General features: G+C 24.2%; 19 protein-coding genes and 1 pseudogene. 15 read left to right on the top strand and 5 right to left on the bottom strand.

Annotated elements, in window-relative coordinates:
* Positions 1–143 precede the first annotated feature (143 nt).
* From ACLVEP_RS06390 to ACLVEP_RS06380, 3 genes are read left to right on the top strand one after another with little or no spacing between them, the layout of a single operon-like run.
* Positions 144–434, top strand: a complete 291-nt coding sequence (locus tag ACLVEP_RS06390) for a hypothetical protein (RefSeq protein ID WP_412583659.1) — start codon at positions 144–146, stop codon at positions 432–434.
* Positions 431–964 (top strand): hypothetical protein, encoded by a 534-nt coding sequence (locus ACLVEP_RS06385; RefSeq protein WP_412583658.1) that lies wholly within the window; start codon positions 431–433, stop codon positions 962–964. Before ACLVEP_RS06390 ends, ACLVEP_RS06385 begins: the two co-directional genes overlap by 4 nt.
* A gap of 27 nt (positions 965–991) precedes the next feature.
* The gene (locus ACLVEP_RS06380) at positions 992–1,447 is read left to right on the top strand and encodes a GNAT family N-acetyltransferase (RefSeq protein ID WP_412583657.1); all 456 of its coding nucleotides are present in this window, start codon (positions 992–994) and stop codon (positions 1,445–1,447) included.
* Between the two features lie 81 nt (positions 1,448–1,528).
* Here ACLVEP_RS06380 and ACLVEP_RS06375 read toward each other — a convergent pair whose 3' ends face one another.
* Positions 1,529–2,539, bottom strand: a complete 1,011-nt coding sequence (locus ACLVEP_RS06375) for an IS1595 family transposase (RefSeq protein ID WP_412582248.1) — start codon at positions 2,537–2,539, stop codon at positions 1,529–1,531.
* Positions 2,540–2,695: 156 nt separating this feature from the next.
* Here ACLVEP_RS06375 and ACLVEP_RS06370 point away from each other — a divergent pair, with 156 nt between their 5' ends.
* The 4 genes and pseudogenes from ACLVEP_RS06370 to ACLVEP_RS06355 all read left to right on the top strand — a co-directional run.
* A complete protein-coding gene (locus tag ACLVEP_RS06370; RefSeq protein WP_412583656.1) occupies positions 2,696–4,372 on the top strand; it encodes an ABC transporter ATP-binding protein in 1,677 nt (558 codons plus the stop codon).
* Between the two features lie 95 nt (positions 4,373–4,467).
* Entirely contained in the window at positions 4,468–5,091 is a 624-nt protein-coding gene (locus tag ACLVEP_RS06365; protein WP_412583654.1) for a hypothetical protein, read from the top strand.
* Positions 5,084–5,533, top strand: a complete 450-nt coding sequence (locus ACLVEP_RS06360) for a hypothetical protein (protein ID WP_412583653.1) — start codon at positions 5,084–5,086, stop codon at positions 5,531–5,533. The genes ACLVEP_RS06365 and ACLVEP_RS06360 overlap by 8 nt, the downstream gene beginning before the upstream one ends.
* Positions 5,534–5,548: 15 nt before the next feature.
* A pseudogene (locus tag ACLVEP_RS06355) lies at positions 5,549–5,734 on the top strand (LytTR family transcriptional regulator DNA-binding domain-containing protein); the annotation flags it as partial.
* Here the strand turns inward: ACLVEP_RS06355 and ACLVEP_RS06350 are convergent.
* The 3 genes from ACLVEP_RS06350 to ACLVEP_RS06340 are packed head-to-tail and all read right to left on the bottom strand — an operon-like array spanning position 5,729 to position 7,992.
* Complete coding sequence (locus ACLVEP_RS06350; protein WP_412583651.1) at positions 5,729–6,121, bottom strand: VanZ family protein; 393 nt, start codon at positions 6,119–6,121, stop codon at positions 5,729–5,731. The pseudogene ACLVEP_RS06355 and the gene ACLVEP_RS06350 overlap by 6 nt on opposite strands.
* Complete coding sequence (locus ACLVEP_RS06345) at positions 6,102–7,340, bottom strand: sensor histidine kinase (RefSeq protein ID WP_412583649.1); 1,239 nt, start codon at positions 7,338–7,340, stop codon at positions 6,102–6,104. The genes ACLVEP_RS06350 and ACLVEP_RS06345 overlap by 20 nt, the downstream gene beginning before the upstream one ends.
* Positions 7,324–7,992 (bottom strand): LytR/AlgR family response regulator transcription factor, encoded by a 669-nt coding sequence (locus tag ACLVEP_RS06340; RefSeq protein WP_412583647.1) that lies wholly within the window; start codon positions 7,990–7,992, stop codon positions 7,324–7,326. The genes ACLVEP_RS06345 and ACLVEP_RS06340 overlap by 17 nt, the downstream gene beginning before the upstream one ends.
* 164 nt (positions 7,993–8,156) lie before the next feature.
* Here ACLVEP_RS06340 and ACLVEP_RS06335 point away from each other — a divergent pair, with 164 nt between their 5' ends.
* The 8 genes from ACLVEP_RS06335 to ACLVEP_RS06300 all read left to right on the top strand — a co-directional run bounded on the left by ACLVEP_RS06335 (position 8,157) and on the right by ACLVEP_RS06300 (position 16,783).
* Entirely contained in the window at positions 8,157–8,579 is a 423-nt protein-coding gene (locus tag ACLVEP_RS06335) for a VanZ family protein (protein ID WP_412583646.1), read from the top strand.
* A gap of 71 nt (positions 8,580–8,650) precedes the next feature.
* On the top strand, positions 8,651–9,328 hold the full coding sequence (locus tag ACLVEP_RS06330; RefSeq protein ID WP_412583644.1) for a LytR/AlgR family response regulator transcription factor: 678 nt from the start codon (positions 8,651–8,653) through the stop codon (positions 9,326–9,328).
* The gene (locus ACLVEP_RS06325; RefSeq protein WP_412583643.1) at positions 9,328–10,455 is read left to right on the top strand and encodes a hypothetical protein; all 1,128 of its coding nucleotides are present in this window, start codon (positions 9,328–9,330) and stop codon (positions 10,453–10,455) included. The genes ACLVEP_RS06330 and ACLVEP_RS06325 overlap by 1 nt, the downstream gene beginning before the upstream one ends.
* A gap of 106 nt (positions 10,456–10,561) precedes the next feature.
* Positions 10,562–12,580 (top strand): ATP-binding cassette domain-containing protein, encoded by a 2,019-nt coding sequence (locus ACLVEP_RS06320; protein WP_412583642.1) that lies wholly within the window; start codon positions 10,562–10,564, stop codon positions 12,578–12,580.
* A complete protein-coding gene (locus tag ACLVEP_RS06315) occupies positions 12,577–14,460 on the top strand; it encodes an ATP-binding cassette domain-containing protein (RefSeq protein ID WP_412583640.1) in 1,884 nt (627 codons plus the stop codon). Before ACLVEP_RS06320 ends, ACLVEP_RS06315 begins: the two co-directional genes overlap by 4 nt.
* Before the next feature lie 5 nt (positions 14,461–14,465).
* A complete protein-coding gene (locus tag ACLVEP_RS06310) occupies positions 14,466–14,663 on the top strand; it encodes a hypothetical protein (RefSeq protein WP_412583639.1) in 198 nt (65 codons plus the stop codon).
* A 126-nt stretch (positions 14,664–14,789) separates the two neighbouring features.
* The gene (locus ACLVEP_RS06305; protein ID WP_412583637.1) at positions 14,790–16,058 is read left to right on the top strand and encodes a hypothetical protein; all 1,269 of its coding nucleotides are present in this window, start codon (positions 14,790–14,792) and stop codon (positions 16,056–16,058) included.
* Positions 16,043–16,783 (top strand): ABC transporter ATP-binding protein, encoded by a 741-nt coding sequence (locus ACLVEP_RS06300; protein WP_412583635.1) that lies wholly within the window; start codon positions 16,043–16,045, stop codon positions 16,781–16,783. Before ACLVEP_RS06305 ends, ACLVEP_RS06300 begins: the two co-directional genes overlap by 16 nt.
* A 26-nt stretch (positions 16,784–16,809) precedes the next feature.
* On the opposite strand, the gene ACLVEP_RS06295 is transcribed toward ACLVEP_RS06300, so the two are convergent.
* A complete protein-coding gene (locus ACLVEP_RS06295) occupies positions 16,810–17,067 on the bottom strand; it encodes a hypothetical protein (protein WP_412583633.1) in 258 nt (85 codons plus the stop codon).
* Between the last annotated feature and the right edge of the window lie 88 nt (positions 17,068–17,155).

The following is a 17,155-nucleotide window of genomic DNA, read 5'->3' as shown; positions in this document are numbered from 1 at the left end:
ATAATAAGGACCAGAAAAATATGAAAAGAAATATTGGAAAATATGCTTTATGGATTACTTTATTTTTAATAGCAGTAGTTGTATTTTGTCTTTCATTGATTTGGCTTTCTCTTGCATGTATGTAAAGGAAAGGAAGAAATTTTATGTTTTATTGGATAGCGATAGAGGTTATTTTTCTTATACGTATTGTAGGACAAGTTATACAATTGCTAAATAGGGAAAATAAATGTGGAATAATCATCATTAGAATTTCTGATATTTTATCAATATTGTTGATTGTATCAGCTTTTATACAAAACCCAATTCATGAAATGAATATAGTAAAAGATAAATATTGGCATTATTATCCAATATATCTTGTAACAGCATTTATTGATCTTATTTTAGAAGTTTTGCTTCGACATAAATTGTATAAACAAGGAGAAAAGTTATGAAAAAATTAATTATAAAAATGTGTACATTTATGATTTTGATAGCACTTTTTACGGGATGTCAGCAACAAAATAAATTATATTCATTTGAAACAAAGAAAATAGATGATCAAGTTATTTTGATTTTAAAAAATACTTCAAATAAGCCAATTGATCTATCATTAAAAGATCAAAAAATTAAATGTTTACCTGCAAGTAAACAAAGTGTTTTCATTTTTAAGAAAAATGAATTTAAAGATGCTTATTATGATGAAATAAAAGCAAAAGAAAGTACTCAATATCAAGAATATAATGATTTTGATGTTGATCGAATAACGGATATTTCTTTACAACAATTAAATGAATGTATCAAGAAAACAAAAAATGATAAAAAGAAATGTTATGGAGAAGTTATTGTTTTCTTTTATCAAAATAAAGCCCTTGTAGATATTCAAAAGCAAAATTTTATTTTAAATGAAAAAGAAATCTCTTTTGAAAGTTCAAGTGTATGGAATGATGTAAAGGTTATAGAAAATATATATGTAAAAAAATAAGAATGAATTTGTATGTAGAGGATTTTTATGGAAATATGTAATGGTGTTGATTATCTAGATCAAGTAAAAGAACTTATTATAGAATATACAAAACGTTTAGGACGTGATTTATCTTTTCAAAATATTGATGAAGAATTACATAATCCAGCCAAAAAATATACAGCACCGGAAGGAGAACTTTTAGTAGCTATAGAAGATAAAAAAGTAGTAGGAATGGTTGCTTATCATCGTCATTCTAATAGCCGTTGTGAAATGAAACGTTTATATGTAAAACCAGAATGTAGAAAGACAAAACTAGGGGAGAAGCTTGTTTTAAAAATTATAGAGCACGCTAAAAAGGCAGGATATAAGGAAATGGTTTTAGATACAATTCTTCCTTTAGAAGCTGCTATTCATCTTTATAAAAAAGTAGGTTTTGTTGAATGTGAGGCCTACTATTATAATCCTATGGATGATGTTTTGTATTTTAAAAAGACGCTTTAAGTTATTGGGGTAACCAATAGCTTTTTATTTATAAAAACCTAACCCAAGATAAATGTTGGTAAGTATTTCTTGGAAAACTAATCAAATAGCGAAAAATTTAGAATCATATTTAAAATCACTGAATTTCAACGCACATAAACTATTGATGATTTCTTTAAATATGTGAAGAAATACCTTCTTTTGATAATATTTATTATGTTGATCTTTATATTTATAAAGTCCCATATAATTTCTTAAATATTTATCTGATATTCCTCGATATTTATAAAGGAATAAATCTATTGATGAATGTAAATCGTTTATCTTTTTAAGAGTATAACCGTCTTTTTCTTTTTTACCTGATGGTATCTTGACCCATTTAACTTTTAAATCTTTCATCAGTTTATGATATGATCTCAAGCTATCACTTACAACCTGACATGTACTTGGAATCTTGTCTTTATATATTTTATAAAGCTCTTTAGAATGGATTCTTCCTGTTTCAGATACTTGTATAACTTTATTGTTATGTTGGTCTATGGCACATACGATATTTCTTTTTTGATGGCTCATTCCTCTTTTGACTTTTTCTTTATTTTCAATGTGTTTACCAGGATGTGAAACGACATTTAATTTTTCATCCAAATAAACAGTATCACTTAAAACAGGATCATCATCAGTTAAAGTGGCAAGAATACTTAATATTTTATGTCTCCAAACAAGAGAAGTTTGTTCACTTATTCCAACTATAGCAGCAGAACGAGCAAGAGTATCGCCATTAAATAAAGATTGAATATATTCAAACCATTGATAAGGTTGTTTTTTAGTATATGAAAGCAATGAACCGGTAATAGAAGAAAATGTTTTTAAACATTCTTTACATAAATATCTTTGATTTCCCTTATTATCCTTACCATATTTAATGATATGTTTATTTTGGCAATGAGGACAAAAAGAACTATCATAGTTGTTTGATAGTTCTTCATGGATATTTGTATCATAAATATGATTGATTAAATGATTATTGAGTTTTTCCCTAATAATTTCAATTTCATCATCACTTGCGTTATTGATAATTGAATCAATAATATCATTAAACATTTTATCTTCCATAGCTTTCCACCTCTTGACTATATGATAAAACAAATCAAAAAGTTAAGCTTCCAATTATGAAAGTTTGACTGACATTATTAGGTGTCATTACCAACATTTATCTTGAGTTAGGCTATTTATAAAAAATGGTACAATAGATAAAAGGGTGAGATGAATATGAAAAAATATTTAAAAAGAAATAAATTTTATTTTGTGATGTGTGTTCTTTTATTTTCAACAGCAGGAATCATGTCTGTTTTTCTAGCAAGCATTGTTCAAAAAATGGTAGATACATCTGTCGATAAGAATATTATCCAGTTTTATCATGTTATGATCTTAGCGATTTTGTTTATTATTATTAATTTTTTAATCTATATTTTAAGAGGATTTTTTAGAGCTAAATATTTAAAGAATGTAATGTTTTCATTAAATCATGATTTATTTACAGGAATCTTTTCTAAAACAGTCAAAGAGTTTAATCAAGAAAACTCGTCAGCGTATTTAAGTATTTTTAATAATGATTTAAAAATTATTGAAAAAAACTATTTTGATAATTTATTAACGATTAGTGCAGATCTTTCACAATTTATTATTTGTTTAGTAGCTGTTTTTTCATTTCAATTTTCTTTAGCTATTATTGTTATTGTTATCAATATTATTGCTATATTTGTTCCTATTTTATTTGGAAAAATCTTATCTAAAAAACAAATGATTTCAACTCAAAAATATAGTCAATTAAATATCAAAATCAAAGATTTTTTTAATTCTTTTGAACTTATCAAATGTTTTCAAATCACACATCATGTCATTTGTCAATTTGATTATGTAGAAAATGAATATGAAACAAGTATGCAAAATTATCGCTACGATGAAGGAATTATTTCAGGATTTTCAACATTATCTTCTTTAGGAGTAAGTGTAATGACAACGCTTATTTCTCTTTATTTTGTAATTATAAATAGGATTACTATAGGTGAAATGCTGGCAATTACACAGTTGGTCAATAATATTGCTAATCCTTTAGGAAGATTATCAAATGAACTTCCTTTATTAAAAAGTATAAAACCGCTTGAAAATAAAATAGAAAAATACTTTGAAAATAGCCATGAACATAGAATAAATACAATTGATTCTATAAAAGATATCTCATTTAAAAAGGTTTCATTTAGTTATGATCAAAGTAAAGAAATTATTCATGATTTTAATCATACTTTTTATAAAAATAAAAAATACGTTCTTGTTGGAAACAGTGGCTCTGGTAAATCAACAATCATCAAGTTACTTTTAAATAATTATGAAGTAAGTAAAGGTACTTTATATATTAATGATATAGATATCAATACAATTAATATCGAAGATATTTATCAACATATATCAACCGTTCATCAAAATGCACCTATATTAAATGATACTTTAAAAAACAATATTACGTATTTTAGAGATTATTCAGACAATCAAATTACAGAAGTCATAGAAAAAGCAGGCTTAAAAGATTTTGTAAATGCCTTGCCTGATGGTTTAAATACCGTTATTAATGAAAATGGAAATAATATTTCAGGTGGTGAAAAACAAAGAATCAGTATTGCTAGAGCTTTACTTAAAGATGTAGATTTGTTGATTTATGATGAACCTACATCTAATTTAGATCATACAACTGCAAAAGAAATCGAAAGTATTCTTTTAAATGAAAATAAAACATGTTTCATGATTACTCATAAATTAGATAAGGAACTTTTAAGTAAATTTGATGAAATTCTTGTTTTAAAAGATGGTTCTTTAAAAGAAGCAGGAAGTTATCAACAATTAGTAGATGAAGGTGACTTTTTTAAACAATTGTTAAAGGGTACAAGTTAATAGATGCTGTTTATGTTTGTTTAAAGGCTGTTTGTAGCCAAATACTATTTTTGGTTTATAGAGTTTTTATAATAATAAGTAAAGGAGGAACTTATATGGATCAAAAAATAGTGATTGGGAAAAAGTTGACAAGAAAAGATGTTTTAAAGTCTTTTTTGGTGATTCAATTATATACGATGATTATCTTGATGATATTGATGGTCATGGTTATACCAGCTTTAAAATTAACTTTTCAAATACAAGTTTTAAGTATCATTATTATTTTATTGCTTACTTTTATTTTTATAATTCCAACCATAGGGGCTACACAAAGATTAGAGATGAATAAAGAAAATATTTGTTATTATCATGAAGAAGGCATGTATAATCAATTTAAAGAAGTCATACGTATTTTGATACAAAAAGAGGAAAAAGCAAATTTTAAAATACCTTTAGATTCTATTAAAAATGTTTCACTGTCTTATATGAAAACATCAGGAGGTTATGGTATAAATGGGTATATGATTTGTTTTAATTTTCTTTTAAAAGATTATACAGTGGTTAGGTTTTCACCTTTTAATATTGCTGGTGGGGGAAATCATTATCAAGAATATGTAAAGATGTTAGATAGTTTAAAAAAAATGAATATAGAAATTATTGATCACTATCATTTAAAAGAACGCTTAAAAAACCAAGAAATCTTTAATAATATTGATGAAAATGAGATAAAAAATGATTGATATTATTTTAGATTGTAAACAAAATGATATTTTAAAACAGTATTTACAATCATTTTTAAATATAAGATTTATTGGTTATCAAGATATTAAGCAAGATTTTCTTTTAATTAAAGAAATAGAAAAAAATAAAGATTTAGATGATTTAAAAATATTAAATAATTTATCTTATCAATATGCTTTAATTTGTCTTATTTCTAATGAAAAACATATTTTAGATTTAATGGAAATCCATCAAGCATATTTTATAAATAAAAATACGTTAAGCAAACATTTAGATATCATTGATGATTGTTTAAATAATTTTAAAAATTCTAAATCACCCTATATAGAAATCACCAGCAACTATGAAAAAATCATCATTAATATTCATTCTATTTTATATATTGAATCATATGGACATGATATCATCATTCATACGCTAACGGGTGAATTTAGAAGCTGACAAAAATTATCATCACTTTTTCAAGAATTAGAATATTATGAATTTATACAAATTCATAAATCATATATAGTTAATAAAAATGTTATTAGTCATGTGACTTCTAAACAAGTCACTTTGAATAATTCAATACATTTATTATTAGGAAGGAAATATAAAAAAGCTGTTAAAGAATTATTAACGCATAAAAAATACCCTCTATGAAGGGTATTTTTTATGATCTAAATAGAAAATAAAATAAGCACCAAAAATGCCACAAATAATATTCGTTATATCAAAATAACCAACTAAAAAGAATAGTTTTATAATTTTTATGAAAAAGATAAGAATACAAGTAGTTATAATAAATGATTTCTTAGTATTTAGTTTTTCAAAAACTTTAGGTAATAGATATCCTAAAGGCATAAATTCTATAAAATTAATAATATATGATTTATGAACACGATAAAAAGGGATAAAATTTGATGAATGCAAAAGGGCATCAATATAAGATAATCCACCAATGTTATTAATACCATGTTGTAAATAACTAAGATAAATGTATAAAATGACATACATCAATAAAAGATATTTATAAATTGATTTCTTCATAGTCTTCTCCTAAATTTAAAATAATATATTTTGCATAAAGTGAATCGTTAAAAGTGTCATAACTTTCACCATTATATTTACTGATAATATCATCAATGATTTTTAATCCAAGTCCGTGATCTTTACCTTTATTTGATATAAAACGCTTTTTAATAGGATTAGAATTTGTATAATTACACACCTTAATAATAAGTTTTTGATCATAGACCATATCAACACTAATTACTTTTTCAGAAGCATTTTCAATTGCATTATTGATTAAATTCATTAATATAATTAAAAGATCAAGACCAATATTTTTAAAATGTGATAAATTTGTTGTATGAATATCAAAATCAAATTGAGGGTATGCATGTATTATTGAATTTAAATAACTATCAATATAAGAAATATCGCAATAATGATTAATTTCTTGTAAAACTTTTATATCGATTAATTGATTAACATATTCTAAAACATCTTCATCTTTATGTAAGGTAACGAGTTGTTTAATATTGAGTAGATGATTTTTATAATCATGTTTTAATTTTCTTAACGTTTCATTGTCTTTTTCTAAACTTTGGTAATAAACTTGATTGAGTTGATTCATTTTATACGTTGACATTTTAAGATCATCTTTTCTTTTATAAATATAACAATAATTAAGTAAAATGATTAAAATGATTGAAAGTATTAAAAATCCTAAAATAATCATAAAAAAATAAATATTCCATTTTCCTACAAAAGCATTATAAGATAAAAGACAAATAAAAATTAAAAAAATGAAAGTCATTAAAATAATAAAAACAAGATCATCTAAATGTTTAGTAATTTTATTATTTAAAAAATGCAAATCATCTAAATAATAAAAAGCAAGTAAACTTATAAAAACAGCTATACAATCAATATCACCACTATAAATAACATATCCTTGATTTGGATGTAATAAATAAGTTAAAAAAATATTACTTAATAAATAAAATAAGATAATAATTAAAGAATAGTAATAAGCTTGAAAAATATTAAGTTTATGAATCAAGATAAAACAAATAGTAAAATAAATAACTTTTAATAAAGCACTTAAAATGAAATAATCATTTGCAAAATTCATTGTAAAAACATATATAAAGGTAGTAAAAATACAATTTTTAAGAATAATGATTTTAGATTCATTTTGATTACTTAAAGAAAATAAAATCCCAATAAGGATGCCAATAATATAATTAAAACTTTCTAGCATGATAAATACTCCTTTCTAAAAGCTTTATTTTTAAATCTTTTTGATTTCTTCTACTTACCTGAAATTCATGATGATCTATTTTAACACTGCCATGATGATAAAGAGGCTCCATATCTAAATTAATGATGATATTACGATTTATTTTATAAAAGCGCCTATCCAATTCTTTTGAAAAAACAGAAAGTGATTTTTCTGGTAATTTAATTTTAGAATGATTATTTAGATGAATTGTGATATCACGAAGAGTATATTCAATAAAGACAATTTGTTTAAATAAAATATCAAATGTATGACCATCTTTAGAAATAGTAAGATGTTCTTTTTGTAATACTTTATGTAAAATAGAATCTATTTCTTCTAAATGACTTTTTTCAACAAATCCTATGACATTTCTATTAAAACATTGTCTGATCAATTCCTCATGACTTGAGACATAAATAATATCTAGATGTTTATAAGCCAAACTTTCGACAAGTTGAATACCATTTATATCAGGCATTTCAATATCTAAAAAAAGTAGTTCAAAACAATCTATTTGATCTCTTAAATCTTGATAGCGTGTAAAAATAGAAATATCAAAATGATAGGAAGATAAATAATCTTTTAACATTTCACAAAATAAAAGATCATCATCTAAAATAGCTACCTTCATTTTATCACCTCAATTTCTATACTTATTATAAAGGATAAAAACAAGAGATAAAATACCACTTATTTGTAATTACAACCACTTATTCCTTAGTTGTTTCATTTTATAAAAGCTGTTTATAAAATGTAAGTAGCTGGCCAGGGTAAAATGAAAGTGAGGAAAATATTATGAATAATAAAAAATTAATGAAAGTATTGATCATTATATATGTTGGTTTGATTTTTATCTATCCGTTTCTTTTAGGAAGAAATGTTAGAGATATTAATGGGAGTTTACCTTTTTTTGAAAAACTTATTCAGAATACAAATTTAATTCCCTTCCGTTATAATTTTGATATTAATTTAGATATTCTTGTTAAAAATATCGCTTTAAAAATCTTGATGTTTATACCATTAGGAATATATTTAAAAAGAGAAGTTTCTTTTCAACAAGGAATTTGTGTGTTATTAGCTTTGACTTTAGTAAAAGAAATCTTTCATCTTGTTACTTTTGTAGGCTATTTTGATATTAATGATTTTGTTTTATATTTAATTGGTTATTTTATTGGATGGGGATTATTTAAATTAAATACTGCAAAGATGTTAAGATAGGAGTTTTCTCTTATCTTTTTCTTTTAAAAATAAATCTAATTATTATATAATAAATGAAAAAGAGGTTACATATGAAAATAGGAATTATTGATGATGATATTAGTTTTAGTACACAATTAAAAAATAAAATAAGTTTATATTTTGAAAATACAGTGATTGATGTTTTTAATGAAAAATTTGAAACATTAAATTTAATGGAATATGATTATTTATTTATAGATATTATGTTATTACAAGTAAGTGGGATTGAACTTGCTAAAAAAGTTAAAAATAAACAGACAAAGATTATTTTTGTATCTGCGAATGAAGCGCTAGTTTATGATTGTTTTGATATTCATCTTTATTTTTTTATTAGAAAAGCTTTTTATGAAGAAGATTTTAATAGATTGCTTTCTAAAATAGAAAAAGATGAAGCAGAAAGCAATAAGCATTATTTGATTGATGAAAAAAATCATCAATATATTCGTTATATAGATATTTATTATATTCAATCTCATAGAAATATTTGTACATTTTATACTAAAGATCAAGAATTTCAACAATATACGACTTTAAAAAAATGTGCTGAACATTTTTGTTCAAATATTGCTTTTTATAAAATTAATTCCTATACCATTATTAATTTCAAATATGTAACTAAGATAAATCATCAATCAGTTACGCTTTTAAACCAATATACATTCAATGTCTCTAGAAAAGCAAAAGATCTCATTGAAAAATATCATACCTATAGGAGGTATATCCAATAATGTTTTTTTTATATTTAAGTTGTATAGAAATTGCTTTAATATTTCTTTTAAATATACCTCAAGATATATTTAAAAAATATATAGGTGTTTCAATCATTATTAATGGATTAGTAATGATGATGAGCTCATCTTTATTATTACAAGATATTTTGTTTTTAGAATGCTTATGTTTTTTTCTACTGTATACATTAGAAAGAAGAATTACAGAAATCATATTTTATCTTTCTTTTTTATTAGTTGTTAAAGATATTATAGCTATCTTTCCATTTTATACATTTATTTCGTTACTTATTTATATTATAGTTATTTCTTTATTGGTTTATATTAAACAACGTTATCCAATAGATAATCAAAATATCTATTGGAATTTATTAATGATGATTTCCATGAGTACACTTTGTATTTACCATATTTTGTATTATGATTTTCTAGAAATTTTAGGAGTCAACCGACATCTAATCATTCTTACAACATTAGTTATTACCATCGTCATTTCATACTATATGTTTTTTAAATATACGAAGTTAAATCATGAACAACAATTACTGAATCAAGCCGTTAACTATTTTAAAAATGATCAACAAAATTATGCTTATCTTGAAAAAAAGAATAATGAATTATATAAATTAAAACATGATTTAAAATATGATTATCTTCAAATGAAACAAGCAATTAAAGAAAAAGAATTTGAAACAATCAATCAAATTGTTGATCAAAAAATAGCTGTACTTAATCAAGAAGAAATGATCATTATTTCTGGAAATAAACTCTTTGATTCCTTTATGAATATGAAATTAGAACAATTAAAACTAGAACATATCACACCTACGATAATAGTTTCAATTCAAGATGTTTCCTTTATTGAAGATGAACATTTAAATATTATTATTAATTATCTTTTTGATATAGCAATGAGCTGTATTCAAAACAATGAGTTAGAAATAAAAGTTATTCAAGATGAATGTGCATTTGAAATCACGATGTTTATTAATCAAGGGATTGAAAATATTGATCGTGTGAAATATGATACATTAAAATTAATTCTAAAAAGATATCAAGGAAGTATAAAAATTATTCATGAAAATCAAAATATAAATATTTCACTATTAATACCTGTCAGTCGATGACAGGTATTTTTTATGTCAATTATCCTTATAAAATGGTCAAACGTCCTAAAGATATTATCATTTTATTGAAGATTGTTACAATGTAATCAGAAAGAGGTGAAGTGTTATGATTGAAATGAAACAAATAGATATTAAATTTGATAAACAAATAATATTTAAGAATGCTAATTTTAAAACATGTCCAGGGAAAATAACAGGTATCATAGGAAAAAGTGGATGTGGGAAGACAACATTTTTAAAAGCATTAATATATCAATACAAGAATCAAACACTTTCTATTGATGAACAAGTCATTACTGATAAAAACAAGGAAGATTATTTATTGAATTGTGTGAGCTATATTGATCAATTTGGAACATTCTTTGAAAATATGAAGATAATTGAACATTTTAAATTTATGAGTCAATTAAAAAATCAAGGGTTTGATCAAGATAAAATGTTAGAAATGCTTCATTTAGTAGGATTAGATAATATAGATTTATCCTACTTTCCTTCTTCTTTGTCCATAGGACAAAGAAAAAGATTTTTAATAGCACTTGCAATGTTTAAAGATGCATCAATCATTATTATTGATGAACCAACGGCATCTTTAGATCAAGAAAATAAAGAAATTATTTTAAATATTTTACAAAATCTAAAGAAAGACAATAAATATATTATTATGACGACACATGATGATTTCCTTATAGAACATTTAGATATCGTTTATGAAATAGAAAATAAGCAGCTTTACTGTCATCAGGAAATAAAAGAAGTTCAACAGGTTTTAAAAATAGAAAAGACAAAACATCAAAGAATCAAAAAATATTTTTTATATAAAAATCAAAGACAATGGTTTCAATTTATATTGATGATGTTATTAGGATTTATTATGACAATTTCTATTTCTACCAATATAAGTGACAGTATTTTACAAGAAAATCAGCTTGCAAATGGTATAGAAAGAGCTAATAAAGCAGAAGTCTATACAGGAAAAATGAATGATGCTTTTTTTGGAAATGATGGTTATTTTATAGGGGATCAGGAAAATAATCTTGATATTAGTGATGATGAACTCGCACAAATTAAATCAATCAAGCATGTTAAAGGTGTCTATCCTTTTGATGTTTTTGATACGATCAATCAGATGCAAAATGTATCAACGACAAGTGTTTACTTTCAAGGAAACAAGGTAAATTTTGATTATTTAACAGATGGTAGTCCACTTGTGGCTCCTTATTATTCTTTTCAAAATATCAAATCAAATGGTAAAAAGCTTAAAGGAAATGCTATCAGTCAGTCATTGGCTAATAAGCTAGGTATAGATAAAGATGAAAAGAACTTTAAGATTTCTGTAGAGGTCTATATACCTGTCCAACAATACAGTTATCAAGGAGAAATGAATGAATCAGGGCTAAAGGTAGAGATGTCGCAAGTCCTTACTAAAAAAGTAAAACTTGATTTAGAAATAGATCATATCGTTTCTGTAGATGATTACTATAATGAGTTTTTGAGTGCAGGATATACTATTTTAATGCCAAAAAAATCATTTTATAGTTTATTGAATCAATACAATAATCAAACACCCGATAGTTTATTGGACGCTAAAGAATTAAATGCAACAATTACCCCTTATCATAGTAAGAACTATGTTATAGAAGTAGATCGTATAAATAATTTAAAAACAGTAGAGAAAGAAATAACAAAGATTTCTAAAAATCTTGTAACTTATGATCAATATAATTCAGTCATTGATATGACAGATATCTATAAAGAAGAAAGAAAAGGTAGATATATCTACATGATAATGGTGGTTTTAGTAGCCATTGTACTTTATGCAATGGTACAAATCAATGCACTTGATGATCGTAAAAATGAAGTGAAACTATTAAAAGTTTACGGTTTAAATGATAAGGATATTCATTCATTGGTGAATGAAAATGGCCTTGTTCAATTATTATTGTCACTTGCATTAGGTATACCGGGCTTTTTTATCGCAAGAAAGATGGGATTTTTTGCAGTCAATGATCAAAGTTTAATCATCAGTTTATTACTTTTCTTTAGTATTCAAATAGCTGTTTCTATTATCATTTACATCTTGTATTTATTTTACAGTAAGTATTTTGTTAAGAAGGTGAAACTATGATTGAAATGAAACATATCAATTTATCTTTTAGGAATAAAGATTTATTTACTGATCAAGAAATTAAAATTGATTCAGGAAAAATTACATTGATTACAGGAGAGAGCGGCTCGGGTAAATCGACTCTATTATTTGAACTTGCACGACTTACAGATTATGCAGATAAGGAATATATTTATGAAAATGAAAAAATGTCTGATTTAGATGAAGAATCATTTAGAAGAAAAATAGCTTTTGTTTTTCAAGACTGCCGACTTTTTAATGATTTATCAGTCATTCAAAATATAGAATTCTTTAGTCAATTAGGAGAAGTTGAATTTAAGAAAGACAAAATGATGAATTTATTAGATGAACTTGATTTAAATATTGATTTAAATGGTGAAGTAAAAGTTTTATCAGGAGGACAAAAACAAAGATTATTGATTTTATGTTGTATGATGAAAGATCCAAAAATCATTTTTTTAGATGAACCAACAGCGTATTTAGATGATGAAAATAGAAGACGTATGAGAAAAATCATTTATGATCTATGCTATAAATATCATAAAACAGTTGTCATTGCTTCTCATGATTTAGAGATGTTAGAGATTGCAGATAAACACTATCATATTGAAAATCAACAAATTCTATTAAAGAAAAATATCATCAAAGAAAATAAGAATTTGATTGCAAGAAAAACAATTCAAACATTTCCACTTAATTATTATTTACATGCACAAAAATCAAATAAAATACATAATAAAAGAAATATCATCATTTCTTTTTTGATGATCATTATGACTTATATGATGTGTTTTCAAGCCTATTATCAAAAAGAAACAGAAAGAATGATTAATAAAGCGATTGATAATGAATTAAGGATTTCTTATAAGAATGGTGGAAATGCTTATGATATGGCTGGAATGCCAGTTTCTAGAACACTTGTACAAGATTTGTCACAAAATCATATGATTCAAAATATTTCTCCCTTTTTTGAATGGAATGTAGCTCATGTGACAGTCAATGATTCATCTTTTAAAGAAACAGTGGTCGTACAACCCTATTATAAGAAAATGAAAACAGTTAAAAGGAGTAATAACCATGTATTTTCAATTGATAAACAAAAAATAAATACAGACAAGATTTATATTTCTTATTCTCTTTATCAAAAAATAAAAGGACATATTCATTTGACTGGAACAATGCAAATATTAAAAAATAATGAGTTTGAATTTGTTGAAATTCCTTTTGAACTTTCAAATGCAGATACTGTTGATAAAGATATTGGGAATCGTTATACGAAATCAACTGAAAATATCATTTATATATCACAAAATCTCTATCAAAAAATCATCAATCAATGTATACCTGATGCCTCGTATCAATCAAATGTCTATATCTTAAAAATAAATTCATATAAGAATATCCAGGCAGTGACAGATTTTATTAAAAAACACGATCAACAAATTAAAGTTTACAATCCAGTATCTTCTATGATTCTAAATCAAACAACATCATTTGGTTTTGAAATGATTTACAATTTTTCAAAGATCATATTTATACTCTTTGTACTTTCATGTTTTATCATAGGAATATTTGATGTTGTCACAAGGCGTTATCAATACGCATTGTTGCTTGTCAATGGATTCAATAAAAAGCAATGTTTAAAGCTTATTTTAAAAGAAAGAATTAATTATTGTTTGCTATCTATTGTTTTAGCGCAAGTTTCAGTAATGGGTATTTTCTACTTACAATATCATATATTAGCAAGTATAATTATAGAAAGATCATTGAGTGTTTTGATGATTGTGAATTTAATTATTTTGGTCGTACCCTGTGTTACATTTATCATTTTAATGAAAATAAATAATGAAGGAAATATGTTAAAAACAAGCGAGGAGTGATTACTATGAAAAAAGTTCCTATATTTGTTGTACTTATAGGATGTGTATTTAGTTGGTTAATAGCGAGTACTCATCCTGTTACAAAGGTTATTGGTCATGTAAGAAGTTCCTATTATAATTATCAATTAATGGCTATAGGAATAGCAATGAGTTTATTAGTAGGAATTATATTGTTATGGTTTATTAAAAGAAAAGAACAATAAAACAGTTAAGCTGAGTAAAATCTCAGCTTTTTTTATGAAAATCAAAAAAACACTTGAGTATAGAGGGACTCTATAGTCTAGATTGAAGATGTAAAGAGAAGAAAATCAAGGAAAGGAGATAAAAATATGTTTGATTTTACATATAAATACTTTTTTAAAGAAATCAAAAAGAATATCAGTATGATTGGAGTGATTACAGGAGCAATGCTATTACTGAGTTTGATTTTAAGTATGTTTTATAATACAACGCTTAATCCACCTTTAAAGACAGATGATTTAGCAGCCTTCTTTATGGAACTTTTTAGATTGACAGTGATTTTAATTTTTATGTTGATTTGTATTTATGTAGTTGTTTATTCTACGAATTATTATAATAAGATGCATTCTAAGATATTAGGTCTATTAAAGATTTTTGGATATACAACAAAAGAAATAGTTTTATTTTTTATGATACAAATGATAATGATTTTAATTATTTCATTTATCTTATTTACTTTATTAAGTATGGTTATTACACCCATTTTATTTAAATTTCTTTCATTTTATTTACAAGAAAAAATGGTTTTTGTTTTCTTTGGAAAAAGTTATTTAGATACACTTGCTTTTTTCTTTTTAACGATCTTAGTCATTATTTTTGTAGAGTTTAGATACATTATTCAAACCCCTACGACGCATTTAATAAAAGGGGATGAAATGATTTCTTATAAAATAAAAACAAAGAGTTTATTTAAAGAATTTTTGTATGTTGCTTTATTTTTATATGGTTTATATATCATTTTAACATCTACTTTAAAGATAGATCTAATCGTTCCTCTTTCACTTTGTGTTTTTGGTGTTAATGGAATTATTAAATATACGTTACCTAGAATGATTCAAGTCATACTTTTAAAAAAAGATATTAAAGGAGAAACATTAGTCATGTTAAAAAACTACATCTTTATTATTAATCAAATGGGAATGTTGATTTTATTAAGTGTTTTAATCAATCTTACGATGCCACTAATGATTTATATTTATCTTAATCAAAAAGGCTTCTTTATAGAGTTTTTATTCATGTATATTTTTACAAGTATGATTTTAAATTACATTATATATCAGAGATTAAAAATTAAACGTATAGAAAATAAACAAACTTATAAAAAGTTATATACCTTAGGATATGATGTACAAATAATCAAAAAATATTCGCAAAAAGAAATTTCACTCTTTTATATGACACTTTTTGTAAGTATTAGTTTATATATATTAACTTTAACAATTACATTGATTTTTAGGCATATATTACCAACAAATATACTATTTATTTGTTTTGTTTATATTTTACCGATGTTGATGATGTGGTTTATAGCTTATTATAAAGAAGGGAGAAGTGTTTTAACATGGAAACAATTATAAAAACAGAATTACTAACAAAAATCTATAATCCTTTAAGTTTAAATCCTAAATTAGCATTAGATCAAGTTTCTTTAGATATTAAAGAAGGGGAATTTATTGCAATTATGGGTAAAAGTGGTTCAGGGAAAACAACATTGCTTAATATTTTATCAACAATTGATGATTTAACAAAAGGTAAACTTTTTATTTATGGTAAAAATATTTATGAAATGTCTGAAACTGAAAAAGCTCATTTTAGAAAAGAAAATATTGGATTTATTTTTCAAAGTTTTAATTTATTAGATACTTTGACAGTTCAAGAAAATATTACGTTACCACTAAAACTCGCAGGTAAAAAAATAGATGAAGAAGATTTTAAAGGTATCATTAAGGATTTAGAAATCGATGATCTTTTAGATAAATATCCTTTTGAATGTTCAGGAGGACAAAGTCAAAGAATTTCTGTTGCAAGAACACTTGTTATGCATCCAAAGATTATTTTTGCTGATGAACCTACAGGCAATTTAGATGGTGTTCGTTCTAAACAATTGATGCAATATTTAGAAAAGGTCAACAAGGAAAAGAATATTACAGTTATTACGGTTACTCATGATCCTTTAGATGCGGCTTATTCATCTCAAATGTATTATATTGAAGATGGTAAAATAAAAAATCATTTATTAAAAAAGAATAATTCATTTGATACTTATTTTAATAAGATTGTTAAGATATCAATGGAATTATAGAATATTAAAAAGAGCAGATGCTCTTTTTAATATGATCTGCTTTTCTTCCAATAAAGTTGGATATCTTCTAATTCTTCATAATTGATTCTTAAAATATGATCTTTCATATGTTGGATAAATTCATCACGTAAGTGAGGACTGCTAAAATAGAAGGGTCTACCTTGAATGTGATCAGTATCTAAAATTTCTATTAACATTTTAGAATATTCTACTTTGTAGACTTTTTTAGGATAATTATTTTGATCACAATGAGACATGTCTTTAAAATATAATGTATTTTCCATATTGTTCACCTCTTGTTATTATTGTAGCAATTCGTTTATTTTTTTGATGAACAGAAAAATAATTAAACTGCAAATATTTGGTGTTAAA

Origin of the sequence: Faecalibacillus sp., from assembly GCF_047023275.1 — a bacterium.
Lineage (GTDB): Bacteria > Bacillota_I > Bacilli_A > Erysipelotrichales > Coprobacillaceae > Faecalibacillus.
The sequence above is the reverse complement of the archived record's forward strand: the minus strand, read 5'-3'. Positions and strand labels throughout refer to the sequence as shown.

What these genes read in the sequence shown, in the direction of transcription:
- ACLVEP_RS06390 (WP_412583659.1), top strand. Translation starts at nt 144, where the DNA reads ATGTTTTATTGGATAGCGATAGAGGTTATTTTTCTTATACGTATTGTA.
- ACLVEP_RS06385 (WP_412583658.1), top strand. Translation starts at nt 431, where the DNA reads ATGAAAAAATTAATTATAAAAATGTGTACATTTATGATTTTGATAGCA.
- ACLVEP_RS06380 (WP_412583657.1), top strand. Translation starts at nt 992, where the DNA reads ATGGAAATATGTAATGGTGTTGATTATCTAGATCAAGTAAAAGAACTT.
- ACLVEP_RS06375 (WP_412582248.1), bottom strand. Translation starts at nt 2,539, where the DNA reads ATGGAAGATAAAATGTTTAATGATATTATTGATTCAATTATCAATAAC.
- ACLVEP_RS06370 (WP_412583656.1), top strand. Translation starts at nt 2,696, where the DNA reads ATGAAAAAATATTTAAAAAGAAATAAATTTTATTTTGTGATGTGTGTT.
- ACLVEP_RS06365 (WP_412583654.1), top strand. Translation starts at nt 4,468, where the DNA reads ATGGATCAAAAAATAGTGATTGGGAAAAAGTTGACAAGAAAAGATGTT.
- ACLVEP_RS06360 (WP_412583653.1), top strand. Translation starts at nt 5,084, where the DNA reads ATGATTGATATTATTTTAGATTGTAAACAAAATGATATTTTAAAACAG.
- ACLVEP_RS06350 (WP_412583651.1), bottom strand. Translation starts at nt 6,121, where the DNA reads ATGAAGAAATCAATTTATAAATATCTTTTATTGATGTATGTCATTTTA.
- ACLVEP_RS06345 (WP_412583649.1), bottom strand. Translation starts at nt 7,340, where the DNA reads ATGCTAGAAAGTTTTAATTATATTATTGGCATCCTTATTGGGATTTTA.
- ACLVEP_RS06340 (WP_412583647.1), bottom strand. Translation starts at nt 7,992, where the DNA reads ATGAAGGTAGCTATTTTAGATGATGATCTTTTATTTTGTGAAATGTTA.
- ACLVEP_RS06335 (WP_412583646.1), top strand. Translation starts at nt 8,157, where the DNA reads ATGAATAATAAAAAATTAATGAAAGTATTGATCATTATATATGTTGGT.
- ACLVEP_RS06330 (WP_412583644.1), top strand. Translation starts at nt 8,651, where the DNA reads ATGAAAATAGGAATTATTGATGATGATATTAGTTTTAGTACACAATTA.
- ACLVEP_RS06325 (WP_412583643.1), top strand. Translation starts at nt 9,328, where the DNA reads ATGTTTTTTTTATATTTAAGTTGTATAGAAATTGCTTTAATATTTCTT.
- ACLVEP_RS06320 (WP_412583642.1), top strand. Translation starts at nt 10,562, where the DNA reads ATGATTGAAATGAAACAAATAGATATTAAATTTGATAAACAAATAATA.
- ACLVEP_RS06315 (WP_412583640.1), top strand. Translation starts at nt 12,577, where the DNA reads ATGATTGAAATGAAACATATCAATTTATCTTTTAGGAATAAAGATTTA.
- ACLVEP_RS06310 (WP_412583639.1), top strand. Translation starts at nt 14,466, where the DNA reads ATGAAAAAAGTTCCTATATTTGTTGTACTTATAGGATGTGTATTTAGT.
- ACLVEP_RS06305 (WP_412583637.1), top strand. Translation starts at nt 14,790, where the DNA reads ATGTTTGATTTTACATATAAATACTTTTTTAAAGAAATCAAAAAGAAT.
- ACLVEP_RS06300 (WP_412583635.1), top strand. Translation starts at nt 16,043, where the DNA reads ATGGAAACAATTATAAAAACAGAATTACTAACAAAAATCTATAATCCT.
- ACLVEP_RS06295 (WP_412583633.1), bottom strand. Translation starts at nt 17,067, where the DNA reads ATGGAAAATACATTATATTTTAAAGACATGTCTCATTGTGATCAAAAT.